Source organism: Phaeobacter cretensis, from assembly GCF_047372505.1.
Classification (GTDB): domain Bacteria; phylum Pseudomonadota; class Alphaproteobacteria; order Rhodobacterales; family Rhodobacteraceae; genus Phaeobacter; species Phaeobacter cretensis.
The window spans coordinates 3,782,415-3,796,016 of record NZ_JBKBEU010000001.1 but is presented as its reverse complement, the minus strand read 5'-3'; the positions used below and the strand labels follow the sequence as shown (position 1 = coordinate 3,796,016).

General features: G+C 54.7%; 16 protein-coding genes. 4 read left to right on the top strand and 12 right to left on the bottom strand.

Annotation, left to right across the window (positions count from 1 at the left end; translation table 11 throughout):
- Positions 1 to 258 precede the first annotated feature (258 nt).
- Positions 259 to 843: a lytic transglycosylase domain-containing protein gene (locus tag ACEWZM_RS17965; protein WP_414007746.1), complete on the bottom strand. Its 585-nt coding sequence runs from the start codon at positions 841 to 843 to the stop codon at positions 259 to 261.
- A gap of 326 nt (positions 844 to 1,169) precedes the next feature.
- On the opposite strand from ACEWZM_RS17965, the gene ssb reads away from it, so the two are divergent.
- Positions 1,170 to 1,703, top strand: coding sequence for a single-stranded DNA-binding protein (gene ssb / locus ACEWZM_RS17960; protein WP_414007745.1), 534 nt, complete (start codon positions 1,170 to 1,172; stop codon positions 1,701 to 1,703).
- Between the two features lie 265 nt (positions 1,704 to 1,968).
- Here ssb and ACEWZM_RS17955 read toward each other — a convergent pair whose 3' ends face one another.
- A complete protein-coding gene (locus tag ACEWZM_RS17955) occupies positions 1,969 to 2,385 on the bottom strand; it encodes a DUF6855 family protein (protein WP_414007744.1) in 417 nt (138 codons plus the stop codon).
- Positions 2,382 to 2,801, bottom strand: a complete 420-nt coding sequence (locus ACEWZM_RS17950) for an SRPBCC family protein (protein ID WP_414007743.1) — start codon at positions 2,799 to 2,801, stop codon at positions 2,382 to 2,384. Before ACEWZM_RS17950 ends, ACEWZM_RS17955 begins: the two co-directional genes overlap by 4 nt.
- Before the next feature lie 74 nt (positions 2,802 to 2,875).
- On the opposite strand from ACEWZM_RS17950, the gene ACEWZM_RS17945 reads away from it, so the two are divergent.
- The gene (locus ACEWZM_RS17945) at positions 2,876 to 3,499 is read left to right on the top strand and encodes a helix-turn-helix transcriptional regulator (RefSeq protein ID WP_414007742.1); all 624 of its coding nucleotides are present in this window, start codon (positions 2,876 to 2,878) and stop codon (positions 3,497 to 3,499) included.
- A 227-nt stretch (positions 3,500 to 3,726) separates the two neighbouring features.
- On the opposite strand, the gene ACEWZM_RS17940 is transcribed toward ACEWZM_RS17945, so the two are convergent.
- Positions 3,727 to 4,740 (bottom strand): zinc-binding alcohol dehydrogenase family protein, encoded by a 1,014-nt coding sequence (locus tag ACEWZM_RS17940; protein WP_414007741.1) that lies wholly within the window; start codon positions 4,738 to 4,740, stop codon positions 3,727 to 3,729.
- A gap of 21 nt (positions 4,741 to 4,761) precedes the next feature.
- Entirely contained in the window at positions 4,762 to 5,049 is a 288-nt protein-coding gene (locus ACEWZM_RS17935; RefSeq protein ID WP_414007740.1) for a putative quinol monooxygenase, read from the bottom strand.
- 95 nt (positions 5,050 to 5,144) lie between these two features.
- Between ACEWZM_RS17935 and ACEWZM_RS17930 the strand changes: the two genes are divergently transcribed.
- Positions 5,145 to 5,507 (top strand): winged helix-turn-helix transcriptional regulator, encoded by a 363-nt coding sequence (locus tag ACEWZM_RS17930; protein WP_414007739.1) that lies wholly within the window; start codon positions 5,145 to 5,147, stop codon positions 5,505 to 5,507.
- Between the two features lie 231 nt (positions 5,508 to 5,738).
- Here ACEWZM_RS17930 and ACEWZM_RS17925 read toward each other — a convergent pair whose 3' ends face one another.
- On the bottom strand, positions 5,739 to 6,548 hold the full coding sequence (locus tag ACEWZM_RS17925; protein WP_414007738.1) for a hypothetical protein: 810 nt from the start codon (positions 6,546 to 6,548) through the stop codon (positions 5,739 to 5,741).
- Between the two features lie 59 nt (positions 6,549 to 6,607).
- Positions 6,608 to 7,579: a glutathione S-transferase family protein gene (locus ACEWZM_RS17920; RefSeq protein WP_414007737.1), complete on the bottom strand. Its 972-nt coding sequence runs from the start codon at positions 7,577 to 7,579 to the stop codon at positions 6,608 to 6,610.
- Positions 7,580 to 7,689: 110 nt separating this feature from the next.
- On the opposite strand from ACEWZM_RS17920, the gene ACEWZM_RS17915 reads away from it, so the two are divergent.
- Positions 7,690 to 8,622, top strand: coding sequence for a LysR family transcriptional regulator (locus tag ACEWZM_RS17915; RefSeq protein ID WP_414007736.1), 933 nt, complete (start codon positions 7,690 to 7,692; stop codon positions 8,620 to 8,622).
- Between the two features lie 196 nt (positions 8,623 to 8,818).
- On the opposite strand, the gene ACEWZM_RS17910 is transcribed toward ACEWZM_RS17915, so the two are convergent.
- The 5 genes from ACEWZM_RS17910 to ACEWZM_RS17890 are packed head-to-tail and all read right to left on the bottom strand — an operon-like array spanning position 8,819 to position 13,573.
- A complete protein-coding gene (locus ACEWZM_RS17910; protein ID WP_414007735.1) occupies positions 8,819 to 9,718 on the bottom strand; it encodes an MBL fold metallo-hydrolase in 900 nt (299 codons plus the stop codon).
- A gap of 18 nt (positions 9,719 to 9,736) precedes the next feature.
- Complete coding sequence (locus tag ACEWZM_RS17905) at positions 9,737 to 10,702, bottom strand: ABC transporter ATP-binding protein (RefSeq protein ID WP_414007734.1); 966 nt, start codon at positions 10,700 to 10,702, stop codon at positions 9,737 to 9,739.
- The gene (locus ACEWZM_RS17900) at positions 10,699 to 11,679 is read right to left on the bottom strand and encodes an ABC transporter ATP-binding protein (protein WP_414007733.1); all 981 of its coding nucleotides are present in this window, start codon (positions 11,677 to 11,679) and stop codon (positions 10,699 to 10,701) included. The genes ACEWZM_RS17905 and ACEWZM_RS17900 overlap by 4 nt, the downstream gene beginning before the upstream one ends.
- On the bottom strand, positions 11,679 to 12,593 hold the full coding sequence (locus ACEWZM_RS17895; RefSeq protein ID WP_414007732.1) for an ABC transporter permease: 915 nt from the start codon (positions 12,591 to 12,593) through the stop codon (positions 11,679 to 11,681). The genes ACEWZM_RS17900 and ACEWZM_RS17895 overlap by 1 nt, the downstream gene beginning before the upstream one ends.
- On the bottom strand, positions 12,593 to 13,573 hold the full coding sequence (locus ACEWZM_RS17890) for an ABC transporter permease (protein ID WP_414007731.1): 981 nt from the start codon (positions 13,571 to 13,573) through the stop codon (positions 12,593 to 12,595). The genes ACEWZM_RS17895 and ACEWZM_RS17890 overlap by 1 nt, the downstream gene beginning before the upstream one ends.
- Between the last annotated feature and the right edge of the window lie 29 nt (positions 13,574 to 13,602).

Genomic DNA, 13,602 nt, shown 5'->3' with positions numbered 1-13,602 from the left:
TCCAAATAGTTGCCAAGAAATTAAGGCAACTTTCTGGCGGCTTGGCGGAGTTAACGCGGCATTAAGGAAGATTATCAGCGTATTAACGCCGATTGCCCAGGCAACAAGCAATGACTTGCCGAAACCCGACCCAATTTAGGCAACTACCAAGTGTCTCAGATGTGGATGGCAAGAAGAACAGATGCTGAAACGAGCTGGACTCGTCTGGGCAAGCGTATGAAGATTGCGAGTTAGCCAAACACGGTATCAGGCGCTCAATCAGCTGCCCCAGATCTTCTTCACGTAGTTCTGGGTCTCGCGATAAGGCGGGACACCGCCATGCTTGCGTACGGCTTCAGGACCCGCGTTATAAGCGGCAAGCGCTAGGCGCCAGGAGCCGAATTTGCGGTATTGCCGGGCCAAATAGCGCGCGCCACCTTCGAGGTTCTGTTTTGGATCTGAGGGATCCACCCCCAACGACTTTGCGGTGGCTGGCATCAGCTGCGCCAGTCCAAGAGCGCCTTTGTGAGATTTCGCCGTCGCGTTCCAGCCGCTCTCCTGCTGCACCAGTCGCAGAAACAGATCCTCCGGCACGCCATGTTTCTGTGCTGCTGCACGAGCCACATTCAGATATTTGCCTCGGTACTTACCGCTATAGGGCAAACTACCGTACTTCGAAGGCGTATGGATGGTCGGAGGTTGCAGACGGACAGAATTTTTGTATTGGCCAGCCGCACGTTGATCCAGCACACGCGCTTGCGATGCAAACAGCTTTCGCTGGCTTTTTGTGCTGAACATATCTGCTGTCGCAACCTGGCCCGATGTTACACCGGCCAGCGCGACCCCCACCAACAGCTTACGCATTTAAAAGGCCTTGCCCTGTACTTTACAGCGCAAAACTATAGCCAAGTTAACCAAAAAGAAAAGCGCCTTTACAAATCCCTACGCAACCGTTGACTGCCCCCTCCTATCTACCGGCGCAAAATCCATAGGCTTAAGCAGACATATCCCCATCTAGCTGGTTTTCAGCCCAAGCCCGGAACGATACTGTGCCCCCCAACCCGCTGCGACAAGATTCGTGGTGGCCAGTCTTCATGCCCCTCGGGTCATGGCTACGGCAGGGATATTCAGGCCAAGCCTGCCCCAGCCCGAGCCACGCGATCCGACAGACCAGAACAAAGGACAGACCCATGGCAGGCTCAGTCAACAAAGTCATCTTGATCGGCAACCTTGGCCGCGACCCCGAAGTACGCAGCTTCCAGAACGGGGGCAAAGTCTGCAACCTGCGGATCGCGACCTCGGAAACCTGGAAAGACCGCAACACCGGCGAGCGACGTGAGAAAACCGAATGGCATTCGGTGGCAATCTTCTCCGAAGGTCTGGTCCGCGTGGCAGAACAGTATCTGCGCAAAGGATCCAAGGTCTATATTGAAGGCCAATTGCAGACCCGCAAATGGCAGGATCAAAGCGGTCAGGATCGCTACTCAACCGAGGTCGTTCTGCAGGGCATCGGCAGCACGCTGACCATGTTAGACGGTCGCAATGACGGCGGTCAGGGCGGCGGTGGCGGCGGGTTCGGCGGCGGCGGCGGTAATTATGGCGGCGGTGGCGGTGGTGGCTACGACAGCGGTCAAGGTGGTGGGGGCCAGGGCGGCGGCGGCTTTGGCGGCGGCAATCAGGGCGGCGCCTCCCACAATATCGACGACGATGAGATCCCATTCTAGTATCGGGTTAAAATCTCGCAAACAGGGCTCGCAAACTCCCCAAAGCGATATTTCGTACAAATGGACTGGCCTCTGCCAGTCCATTTTTTTTGCTGACAGATGATGCCTCACACTATCCGGCCGGAACATCAGTTTTGAAGCTGATAGATTTAGAAGCCAGATAAAAAAGCATGCCACCGGCAGAAACACTCGGTCTAGGCTGGCAGATGCAGTCAGTTCAAAGCCAACACCGCGATTAATTTCGCATCAACGTCGCCTGTGCTGACTAGAGTGCGCGTAACCGATTGTTGCGAGCGTTATGTTCAAGCTCAACAAGCCCCAATAGCTCCATTGTCGGTGCCACATAGTTAGCAAACCGCCCTCTGTATCCCTTACGCAACCCGTAGTAACCGCCTACAGGATTGCTCGCGGATCGTGCCCAATGTTCTAGCGTACCCTCCTTGACAGGTTTGCCCTCGTCGGCGTTCCCCAGCAGCATCCAGTCGCCATATGAGATGAGCATTGCATGAGCGTCCTCAAGGCAACGCAATTGATATGAAAGTTGGGTCTTTCCAACCTGCACAACGAGCGCTGTTGGGCTTTTTGTTTCATCTTTCCAGACTTGGAAATCCGATGAAAGTGGTGGCGTCTTGAGTATCCAAGGGTCGTCTGCGGTCCCGGATCCATAGGTAATATCGGTCATAGTTGTTCTGCCTCTTTCTTGAGTGCCTCTGCGAATTTGGTGAAACTTGGGGTGAGGTCTGGCATGGACTTGGTAATCGGCCCGGCCAAAGGACCTGAAAACTCTTCGCGCATATGAAACTTGCTGCCATTGCCTGCTGCAGAAATAGAAAAAGTTCTGGTGCCGACAAATAATCCCAATGGCATTCCGCCACGCCACACCATTACATGTGGCGCATCAAATTTTATCACCTTCAGCGCAAAAGCGCGATTGGGGGCGACCTCCGACCACAATTTAATCTGCGCATCACCGGAAATGGCACCGTCTAAACGCAGGATACCATAGCTCATCGGTGCACGAGGCATCTCTTCGGTCAGTGTTTGCCAAACGCGCGCAATCGATGACGCGATTACAATCTGGGTTTCGTAAAATTTCACAGCTTTCCCTCATATTGACACCACGCGGCTTAGCACCCCTAATATGACATCTTATGTCATATTAGGAATGACGGATGCGCGCCTCTCGCCTTTTGCAAATTCTTCTGCTGCTTCAAAATCGCGGACGTCAAACATCGGCACAACTGGCCGCCGAACTTGAGGTCACACCACGTACGATCCTACGCGACGTTGACGCGATGACCGAAGCAGGACTGCCAATCATCGTTTTTCAGGGCAACCAAGGCGGCATTGAATTGGGGTTCAACTATCGCACCCGTTTGACCGGGTTAGCGAAAGATGAGGCACGAGCACTGGCATTACTTCTCTCTGCATATAACCCTCTGATCGGAGTCTTAGGCCTTGAGAAAGCGGCGAAGCAAGCCCGTGCGAAACTGATCGAAAGCCTGCCAGATACCACACGGCAAAGCTGCCTAGAAACGATGGCAGGATTTACGTTTGAGTTTGATCCGCCTGCGCAAAACCAGCAGGTGGGTGCCATCGCCAAGGCGGTTGAAGCGCAAACAATTGTCCGCATCAGATTTGCAACCAAATCCGAACAAACACTTCATCCAGATGGGATCAAAACCACCGAGGAAACCTGGTGGGTGCACGACGCTTTGACACAGGCTTGGATACCCAACACCGCGTGGGGCCGCATAAACATATCCGGGCTTAGATTTGAGCGCAGCGCCGCCTAACCCGTCATGACCCGACATCGCCACCGACCACGGTTATCAGCTCATTGGTTACTTTGCTGCGCCGAAGGCGCTCATACCCAGCGATCAACAGGCTCATAGTGGTATCGCATATCTTCTTCAAAGCAGCCTCGCAAAGACGAGTATGCTCCGACGCTCCTGAACAACGGGCTGGTTCTGCGGGAAAGCAAACGTCAAACGGCACGGTTTCAACCGCCCGTTGATATGTTTTAGAACCCCTCGAGAACCAGCTTCCCTCTGGCTTTATTGGTCTCAATAATCTCATGCGCGCGCTTCAGTGAAGCGGCATTGATTTTGCCAACGGTCTCGGTTGCGGTGGACTTGATTTTACCCTCATCCAAAAGCTCTGCGACCTCGTTCAGGATGTCATGTTGGCGTTGAATATCTGGTGTCCCAAAGAGAGAACGCGTGAACATCAGCTCCCAATGAGTTGATATCGCCTTGGTTTTAAATGGCATGATGTTCAACTTCTCAGGGTCATCGATCAGGCCAAAATGCCCTTGCGGTGCAATAAACTCTGCAATCTGATCAATGTAGTGATGGGTATGCGTGGTCGAGAAGACCCATCCCGGCTGCCCGATGCCAAGAACCTCGATTTGTGGTGTAAGCGGCTTGGTATGATCAATTGCATGATGAGCGCCCAGATCTTTCACCCATGCTTGGGTTTCCGGGCGTGACGCGGTTGCTATCACAGTGAGGTCCGTCTTAGCGCGCAAAAGCTGGATTGCAATGGACCCAACTCCGCCTGCTCCTCCGATGATAACTACAGCGGGTGCTGCGCCCGGAACTGGTTCAATCACGCGCAGCCGATCAAACAGCATCTCATAAGCCGTAAGAGCGGTCAGCGGAAGCGCTGCAGCCGCCGCGGGGCTGACTGACGAAGGTTTCCGCCCGACAATACGCTCATCAACCAAATGGTACTCCGCGTTGGTTCCGGTGCGATTGATAGCGCCTGCATACCAGACAGCGTCACCGACCTTGAACAGAGACGCATCACCGCCCGTGCCGACAACTTCTCCGACGGCATCCCACCCCAATATCGCAAGTTCTGATCCTTCAGGTGGTCGGTTTTGACGTATTTTCACATCAACCGGGTTCACCGAAACCGCTTGCACGCGGACCAATAGATCGCGGCCCGTCGGTGTCGGTTTATCGATTTCAACGTCGATCAACGCGTCTGCACGCGCAAGAGATCCCGACTCTTTGTATCCAACAGCTTTCATGTTCTGTCTCTCCGGATGGTCTCAGCCAATCTTCGACATTTCATGCAAGACGAGTGTTTTCACCGCCCCGTCGGTTGCCTCCATATAATCTTTCAGATGCTGCGCACTCATATGAGTCTGCCAATGCGTGCGGCTTTCCCAGTTTTCATAGAAAACAAAAAAGCCGGGGTTCTCATTGTCCACATGCAGATCATACTGGATGCAACCAGATTCAAAACGGGTGATGGGAACGAGCTTTTCCAACTCCGCACGAACAAGCTCAGCTTTGCCGTCCGCGGCCGTAATTTGGGCAAGGATCGTGAGTGACATGTCGGTCGTCCTTTTGACAATTTGGTTGGTTCATGAGACATGCATTTGCAGTTGAAGATATGCAAGTACGCACAATTCCTGCTTATAGGTACCAAATGGATACTGTAGGGACGAACACCACACACCGGTTCGCGGAATATAATTGTAGCGAAGGCTGCCCGGTCGAAGCGGCACTGGAACAGATCGCGGGTAAGTGGAAAGGCCTGATCCTGTACCACCTGCTCGACGAGACATTGCGCTTCAATGAGCTGTCTCGGCGCGTCGGCAGTGTCACTCAGCGCAGCCTGACAAAACAGCTGCGCGAATTGGAGGCTGATGGGATCGTCCACCGCAAGGTTCACGCCGTCGTCCCGCCAAGGGTTGACTACAGCCTGACCGAAAAAGGCCAACAGCTAAGCGACGTCATCGAGGCGCTGCACACATGGGGCCAAAAGAACCGCCGCTCGACCACCGTCTAATCGACCAACGTCTAAAACCCTCGCGCAGTTAGCAGACCGGAATGTTTCTGAACAGACCACTGGAGTCCCATGAGGCCACTACGTGGAAAGTGACGTTGAACTGAATTGGCTGGCGACAATGATGAGGCGGCAATTTGGGTAGCGGAGAAGATATCACCGCTACCCAATGCGTCGCCGTCTCATCCACTTGTGGTCTGTCTCAGGTCCGAAGCCTCAAAGAGGCTGCAGGGATCAGTGCGAAGCGGGTGTTTCCAACAATACCGGCACATCACCGGATGTATCGATCCAGACATTGCCACCGACCAGAGCGGAGTTGGCAATATTGTCATTCTCAAAATGGATATCAAACTGATCAGGACCATGAGCGTAGGCAACGACAAGGCCAAAGTCGGGATCCAGGAACCCTCCGTGTGGACGAATGCCGGGATAGCTCACTCTCCAGGCCTCTCCGTCCAGACCAACGTAGCCAAGGGTCAGCTTTCCTGTGATCTCGCCCGGCAGCTCAAAGAACCATATCCAAGGACCACCAGAAACGATGGTCATGACCTCATCAATACCGATGCCGTTTTCGGAGTGGTTGATGTGGAGCGGACCAAATCGGTTCTGCACCCAGGCGCGGGATCCAGCGTCCATTTTCATCATGTCGTAAACCTTGGGATAAGGCGCGACATCAGGCTCGGAGGTCACCAGATTGCCGCCGTTTTCAACAGTTGGCTTACGGCCCGCCGCTTTGATCTCGGCGAGCAACTCCTCACGTGTCAGTGCAAAAGCAGAAATCAACTGGGCATCTTCGTCTTCTGTGGTCGCACGGCTATGTGATGCTTCCAGAATTGGCAGAGCTTGCTCAGGGAGAGCGACCGTGCTGACACGAACGCCAACGCTGCTCAGGATCTGGTTCACATCCTCGATCCCAACCGTCTCCTCACGGCCATCGGAGTACCCAAGTTTCAATAGCCCTGCGGTCTCCAAGCGCTCTGCGTTGCCTTGGGCGGGCAGCAATAGGGCTGCCGTCACAGCCACAGGTTTAGTGAGCGTATTCATAACTGTATTTCCATTTCCTAACGTTTAAATGTGACGTGCGGAGGTGTTCAGGCGTGACGTTAAACTGCACGCAATGGGAACACCGTGTCGCGGTGATGTGGCAGATCAAGATCAACCTCAGGACCGACGGACATGATGCCGTGCGGGTTGATATGCCTGTGGCTCTGGAAGTAATGCTGACGGACTGGCCCCATGTCGATCGTATCAGACACCCCCGGCACCTGATAAAGTTCGCGCAGATATGGGGCTAAATTTGGATAGTCAGCGATCCGTTTACGGTCGGTTTTGAAATGGGTCACATAGACCGGATCAAACCGGATCAGAGTCGTGAACAATCTCCAGTCGGCCTCAGTGATCTGATCTCCGACAAGATACCGTTGCTTGCCCAAAAGATGATCCAGGGCGTCAAGTTTGGCGAACAAACCCGCGACCGCTTCGTCATATGCCGCTTGTGAGGTGGCAAATCCCGCGCGGTAGACGCCGTTGTTGACAGGGCCGTAGAGGTCTTCGCTGATCCGGTCGATCTCACCCTGCAAAGCCTGCGGATAATAGTCTTCGCTGGGCTCGGCGACATCGTCGAAAGCGGTGTTCAGAAACCGCATAATATCAGCCGAGTCATTGCTCACGATCCGGTGGGTTTTCTTATCGAGCAGCACAGGTACGGTGATCGGCCCAGTGTAGTTTGAATCAGACCGGACATAGACCTGATAGAGAAAATCATCATTGTGAACCCCGGCACCAGGATCAAACGCTGACGTATCAATTCTCCAGCTTTTTTCGCCGACGAGCGGAACCATCTGTGTCAATGTGATGATGCCCTGCAACCCTTTCAGGCTACGCATGATCGTGGTGCGATGGCTCCAGGGACAAGCCATGGAGACATACAGGTGGTAGCGACCTGCTTCTGCGGGGAATTCTGCACCAGGGTCAGGGCTGATCTGCCCACGAAACCCGCTGCCCATACGCACAAATTTACCATCACCTGCGGTTGGTTTATCCGCGAGTACGCCATCGATTAACATCTTTGCCATGAATCGGCTCCTTGTTGCTGCGATTAACGTAAGTCGGTTCCAATTCGATAATAATGGCCATACTTTGAAACTGATTGATGAGAATAATTCACCCACGAAGAGGATCTGCAATGGAGGGTATGGGCGACATTCCCGTTGTCTTGGCAGTAGCGGAAACCCATGGGTTTGCAGCCGCCGCACATCGGTTAGGCGTTTCAAAATCGGCCGTCAGCAAACGGATCTCAGCAATAGAAAGCAAGCTGGGGGCGCAGCTCTTTCACAGGTCCACGCGAAACGTCAGCCTGACTGAGGCTGGGGAGCATTTCTACAGGCACGCCGTTCGGGCGTTTGAAGCCGCACAGGAGGCCGAGGACAGCGTTCTAGCACTTCAGGGGGCACCAAAGGGGCGTCTGAAGGTCAATATCCCGATGGCATTCGGACGGCTGCATGTTGCGCCACTTGTACCAAAGTTTCTTGAAACCTACCCCGGAATAGAGCTGGACATGGTTATGGATGATCGCTTGATCGATCTGATTGATGACGGGTTTGATCTGGCTATCAGGGGCGGCACGCTGGAGGATTCATCACTCGTTGCGCGCAAGATCGTTCCCTTGGTCAATGTCCTTGTAGCAGCACCAGAGTACATAGATCGCCATGGCGCACCGGGTGCCATCAACGATTTATCGAGCCACAATTGCCTGCAATACTCCTACACTAGAGATTTCCAGGAGTGGAAATTCCGTGTGAGCCAGAAAACGGTCAATATACGCGCAACTGGGAATTTCAGGGTCAACAACGGCGAAGCCCTGAGAGACGCAATCCTTGGAGGGTTGGGAATTGGGCGGCTTCCGTCCTTTATTGCCGGTCCCGATATTGCATCGGGACGCTTGATAAGGGTGTTACCCGACTATGATATGCCGTCTCAGACACTTTATGCGATCTATCCCAAACGCCTGCACCTGCCAACAAAAGTGAGGGCGTTCATCGATTTCATCGTTGAGCATATAGGAGGCGATCTCGCTCCCTGGGACAGAGATGCCGGTCTTGCACTGCCTGCATCATGAGCAGGGCAACATTTTCGCCTGTCTCGGAGCGATTGGGGACTGGCCAGCGAAGTGGAATAGCGGTGCAAATGATACAGAACCCACTCGCCTCATGGCCAGTTTTCTACACAACCTTCGCTGTCCTTTTTGATCAATGCGGTTCAGTGCACCTGTAGTCTCCAGCCCGGCATGTGGAACAATGTATGCACCCCAGACATCAATCTGGGCCTTTCACCACCTGCCTGCCGTTTTCCCCGTGCCAGGCGTCGACATCAAAGGATACGTGATCACCAAAGCTATCGACCCGGATCTCCTGCGGCAGGGTCACCGGGCAATAGCGGTTTTGGGCAGTTTGCAAATGTTGCACGTTGGCTTGCCTCGCCAGCCATTTCTCGGCGGAAAACAGGGTGCTTTGGCGTAACACCAAATTCCAGATGAAGTAGTGATGCGGGATAACGACTCGTGGCGCGATCCGGTGGATAACCTCTTCGACCATTGGATACCCAAGTACGTGCTCTGAATCGTCCACAGGTAGCATCACAATATCGATGTGGCCTAGCCGCTCCCAGATTTGTTTCGGGGGATTTTGACGATTGTCGCCCCAATGAAGAATACGCAGCCCGCCAGTTTCCACCAAGAGCATGCAATTGTCCCAACTGCGGGCGTTGTTCGGCGGCAGCACAGGGTTGCCGCCGAAATAAGCGTTGATTTTTTGGAACTGATACGGCGCGAACGTTTCATCAGTGGCGTGTTTGTCAGCGAGTCCAGTGATTTTAAGATCGCCGAATTCATAGGTGCCGATCAGCCTGTCCAGTAAGACGCTCGCATCTAACCGATGCAGCGCGTCATGGTCGAAATGGGCATGGGTCGATGCTCCAATATCAACGCTGGTTTCAGGAAAATCATGAAAGAACCAATCCGCCTTGCCCGTCGGCAGGTTTCGCCAGGGGTCAATCATGATGGTAATACCCGCAGGCGTCGTAATCCGAAAAGCCGACCCACCGAAATAGGCGATCTCCACGCCATCCCGCACAGGACCGCACTCTTGTTGCCACTTCAACATACGGTTGTGATTTCTCGCTGAACGCCAGGCAGAAAGTCCCCTGTCAATTGTCATAACACCTCGCCTGCCCTGTTACTCGGCCAGATGGCAAGCCACCCGACTGCCATTAATGTTGCGCATATCCGGGCGTACCTGAGCACACCGCGCAGTTGCAATCGGACAGCGCGGGTGAAAGGCACAACCAGAGGGCGGATTAATCGGGTCGGGAATTTCGCCTTGAGGTGGTTCCACTTCACGACCAAACGCATCCATTTTAGGTGCGGCCGCCAATAGCATCTGAGTATAGGGATGTTTGGGCGCCTCGAACAAATCGTCAGGGGCCGCCTCTTCGACCAGACGACCCAGATAAAGCACGCCAATTCTATCGGAGATATGACGCACCACCGTCAAGTCATGGCTGATGAACAGATAGGTGAGGCCAAGGTCGTCTTTCAGATCGCTCATCAGATTCAACACCTGCGCCTGCACCGAAACATCCAGCGCCGAGGTTGGTTCATCACAGACAATCAAGCGAGGCTGGGATGCCAGCGCGCGGGCGATACAAATCCTTTGACGCTGCCCGCCAGAGAATTCATGCGGGAATTTGTCTGCGTCCTCAGCCGAGAGGCCAACCTGCTCCAACAGACGCTCTGCGAGATTTTCGGAGTCACCGCCCTTGGCCGCTACAGGCTCCGCAATAATGTCGCGCACCCTCCAACGCGGATTCATCGATGCATAGGGATCCTGAAAAATCATCTGGATCGCATCGCGCGCCTTGGCAATCGCAGTAGAGTCCGTTTCCCGGTTCAGGTCCACGCCAGATACTTTGACAGCGCCACCCGAGTTTTCCAAAAGACCCACCACCATTTTACCGATGGTGGATTTACCGGATCCGCTTTCGCCCACCAGCGAATAGACCGTCTTTTCCTTGATGTCGAAACTGACATCCGAGACAGCCGTCAAATGCGATTTTGGCAACCTCTCCAGAACGCGGTTCAACCATGGTTTTGAAACGTCGAAAATCCGGGTCAGCTGATTGACGGAAACGATGGCGTTCATGCTGCGCCCTCCAGTTTGATTGCATGCCAGCAGGCGGAACGGCCGTTGTCGGCCTCGAGCGTCGGTGGCGGGCTGTTACGGCAACGGTCAGTCGCCCGGTCGCAGCGCGGTGAGAAGGCACACCCCTGCGGCAGGCTGTGCAGCCGGGGCATCGCGCCTGGGATCTGGCGCAAGCGGTGCTGACCGGCAGATGCCGAAGGTGTCGACGCCATCAATCCGTCTGTGTAGGGGTGGCACGGCCGGGTAACCACGTCACGCACGTCGCCTATCTCGGCCATGCGCCCGGCATACATAACAGCAACGCGGTCAGCGGCTTCGGCAATTACCCCCATGTCATGAGTGATCAGCATTACGGCTGTGCCGCGTTCACGGCACAGCCGTTTGAGCAGCGCGATAATCTGTGCCTGCACCGAGACATCAAGCGCGGTAGTAGGCTCGTCAGCGATGATCAGAGAGGGTTCTGCACATAGGGCAAGTGCAATCACCACCCGCTGACGCATACCGCCGGAGAATTCATGCGGATAGCTATCAATACGCTCCGAGGCCGCCGGGATGCCAACTTCTTCCAGCGCGGCAATTGCACGCTTGCGGGCTTCAGCTTTGGTCAGTTCCAGATGCTCCATCATGGTTTCCATGAGTTGATCACCGATCCGCAACAGCGGGTTAAGCGACGTCAGAGGATCCTGGAATATCATCCCGATCTCTTTGCCGCGCAACCGCCGCATGGCGTCGCGTGGCAGATTGTCGATACGCTGCCCGTTCAACCAGATCTCACCTCCGGTGATGCGTGCCGGCGGGCTCAGCAGGCCTATGACTGCATTGCCGGCCATGGATTTTCCTGCGCCGCTCTCGCCGACTACACCAAGGATCTCGCCAGCGGCAATGTCATAGCTGACCTTGTCAGTGGCACAGAGGCGCGCATGGCGGGTTGGGATTTCGACCACAAGGTCACGAATGGAAAGGACAGATTTGGTCATTAGCGCAACTTTGGATTAAGGGCATCGCGCAGCCAGTCACCCAGCATGTTCACGCTCAGCGCAAGTGTCAGTAGGGTCAGGGCGGGGAACAGAAGGATCCACCACTCACCGGAGAACAGGAAGCCTTGGCCGATCCGGATCAATGTGCCCAGCGAAGGCTGCGTAGGCGGCGCACCGACACCCAGAAAACTGAGCGTTGCTTCGGCGATAATGGCCAGCGCCAGGGAGATCGTCGCAATGACCAGAACCGGTGACAGGACGTTAGGGAGGAGATGGCGGACCATAATGACCCACTTGGACCGCCCGATCAGCCGCGCCGCCTGCACATACTCCCGGTTTTTCTCGACAAGTGTCGCACCGCGAACCACACGGGCAAACTGAACCCATTCGCCCAGACCAATGGCCAGGACAAGGACCCAGATCGCCATCTGGTCGCGGTATTCAACCGGGGTAACCCCTTTCACGATGCCAAAAATCAGCATCGCAACCAAGATTGAGGGGAACGTGAGCTGCACATCGGCAACCCGCATAATGATGGTCTCCGTCCAGCCGCCGACATAGCCGGCAAGCAAGCCGAGGATAATGCCCAGAACCATCGCAAAAGTAACTGATAGTACGCCGACCATCAGCGAAATGCGCATGCCGTATAGGATCGTGGAAAACACGTCCCGCCCCTGATCATCGGTTCCCAGAAAGAAGACGTCTCCCGTGAACTCATTCGGGTGCATCGGCTTTGAGAAACCGTTCATCAGGTTCAGGGTTGCCGGATCAAACGGATTGTGCGGTGCGATAAGCGGGGCGAAAACTACCGCCAGTGCCAAGACCAGCACAATCAGTGCAGAAATCACTGCTACGGGCGAGTTTCGGAAGTTCCAGGCAAGGTCAGAGTGCCAGATATTGTTGAGTTTTTGCATTAGTGTGCTCCTGCCTTACTGGTCCGCAGGCGCGGGTCGATAAGGAAGTAAAGAAGGTCAACAGTCAGGTTGATCCCGACAAAAAGAACCGAAATCAGCATCAGATACGCAGCCATAACGGGGATATCGACGAACTGGACCGCGTTGATGAACAGGAGCCCGACGCCCGGCCACTGAAAGACGGTCTCGGTAATAATGGCAAAGGCGATGATGCTGCCAAGTTGCAGCCCGATAATCGTGATGACAGGCACCATCGTATTGACAAGCGCATGGCGAAAGTAGACCGCCCGTTCGCGCAGGCCCCGTGCTCGGGCAAACCGGATGTAATCGGTGCGCAGAACTTCCAGCATTTCTGAGCGGACAAGCCGCATGATCAGGGTCATCTGGTAAAGGCCAAGTGTGATACTTGGTAGTACAAGTGACATCAGGCCGCTTTTGGTCAGAAAACCGGTGGACCATTGTCCAAGCATCACCGTCTCACCTCGTCCAAAGGACGGCAGCCACCCCAATTCAACCGAGAAGACATAAATCAACAGGATGCCGATCAGAAACGTTGGCAGGGAGACGCCGATCAGAGAGGCGGTCATGATGAAATTTGCCAGCCAGCCATCACGCCGGATGGCCGTGAAAACCCCCAGTCCGACACCAAGCACCATCGCGAGTGTGCCCGAGACCAGCGCCAGTTCAAGTGTCGCGGGAGCGCGCTCAATCAGGATATCAGAAACTGGCCGTCCCTGACGGTAGCTGAGCCCGAAATTTCCCTGAGCGGCGTTTTCGAGAAACCGCCAGTACTGCACTGGAAACGGCTGATCCAGTCCAAGATCGGCGCGCAGACGCACCACGTCTTCCGCGGTCCTCTCCTGCCCCAACATGCTCTCAATCGGGTCACCGACAAAGCGAAACATCGAGAAGGCGACAAGGCCGACAACAAATAACACCAATACAGACTGCATGATGCGGCGGATGATATAGGCTAACATTGCGAGTGATCTCCCTGACCGGAAACGGT

Coding starts and splice junctions, on each gene's coding strand:
- ACEWZM_RS17955 (WP_414007744.1), bottom strand. CDS start 2,385: ATGACCGATATTACCTATGGATCCGGGACCGCAGACGACCCTTGGATA.
- ACEWZM_RS17935 (WP_414007740.1), bottom strand. CDS start 5,049: ATGTCACTCACGATCCTTGCCCAAATTACGGCCGCGGACGGCAAAGCT.
- ACEWZM_RS17965 (WP_414007746.1), bottom strand. CDS start 843: ATGCGTAAGCTGTTGGTGGGGGTCGCGCTGGCCGGTGTAACATCGGGC.
- ACEWZM_RS17915 (WP_414007736.1), top strand. CDS start 7,690: ATGGAGGGTATGGGCGACATTCCCGTTGTCTTGGCAGTAGCGGAAACC.
- ACEWZM_RS17940 (WP_414007741.1), bottom strand. CDS start 4,740: ATGAAAGCTGTTGGATACAAAGAGTCGGGATCTCTTGCGCGTGCAGAC.
- ACEWZM_RS17890 (WP_414007731.1), bottom strand. CDS start 13,573: ATGTTAGCCTATATCATCCGCCGCATCATGCAGTCTGTATTGGTGTTA.
- ACEWZM_RS17945 (WP_414007742.1), top strand. CDS start 2,876: ATGCGCGCCTCTCGCCTTTTGCAAATTCTTCTGCTGCTTCAAAATCGC.
- ACEWZM_RS17920 (WP_414007737.1), bottom strand. CDS start 7,579: ATGGCAAAGATGTTAATCGATGGCGTACTCGCGGATAAACCAACCGCA.
- ACEWZM_RS17905 (WP_414007734.1), bottom strand. CDS start 10,702: ATGAACGCCATCGTTTCCGTCAATCAGCTGACCCGGATTTTCGACGTT.
- ACEWZM_RS17930 (WP_414007739.1), top strand. CDS start 5,145: ATGGATACTGTAGGGACGAACACCACACACCGGTTCGCGGAATATAAT.
- ACEWZM_RS17910 (WP_414007735.1), bottom strand. CDS start 9,718: ATGACAATTGACAGGGGACTTTCTGCCTGGCGTTCAGCGAGAAATCAC.
- ACEWZM_RS17900 (WP_414007733.1), bottom strand. CDS start 11,679: ATGACCAAATCTGTCCTTTCCATTCGTGACCTTGTGGTCGAAATCCCA.
- ssb (WP_414007745.1), top strand. CDS start 1,170: ATGGCAGGCTCAGTCAACAAAGTCATCTTGATCGGCAACCTTGGCCGC.
- ACEWZM_RS17925 (WP_414007738.1), bottom strand. CDS start 6,548: ATGAATACGCTCACTAAACCTGTGGCTGTGACGGCAGCCCTATTGCTG.
- ACEWZM_RS17895 (WP_414007732.1), bottom strand. CDS start 12,593: ATGCAAAAACTCAACAATATCTGGCACTCTGACCTTGCCTGGAACTTC.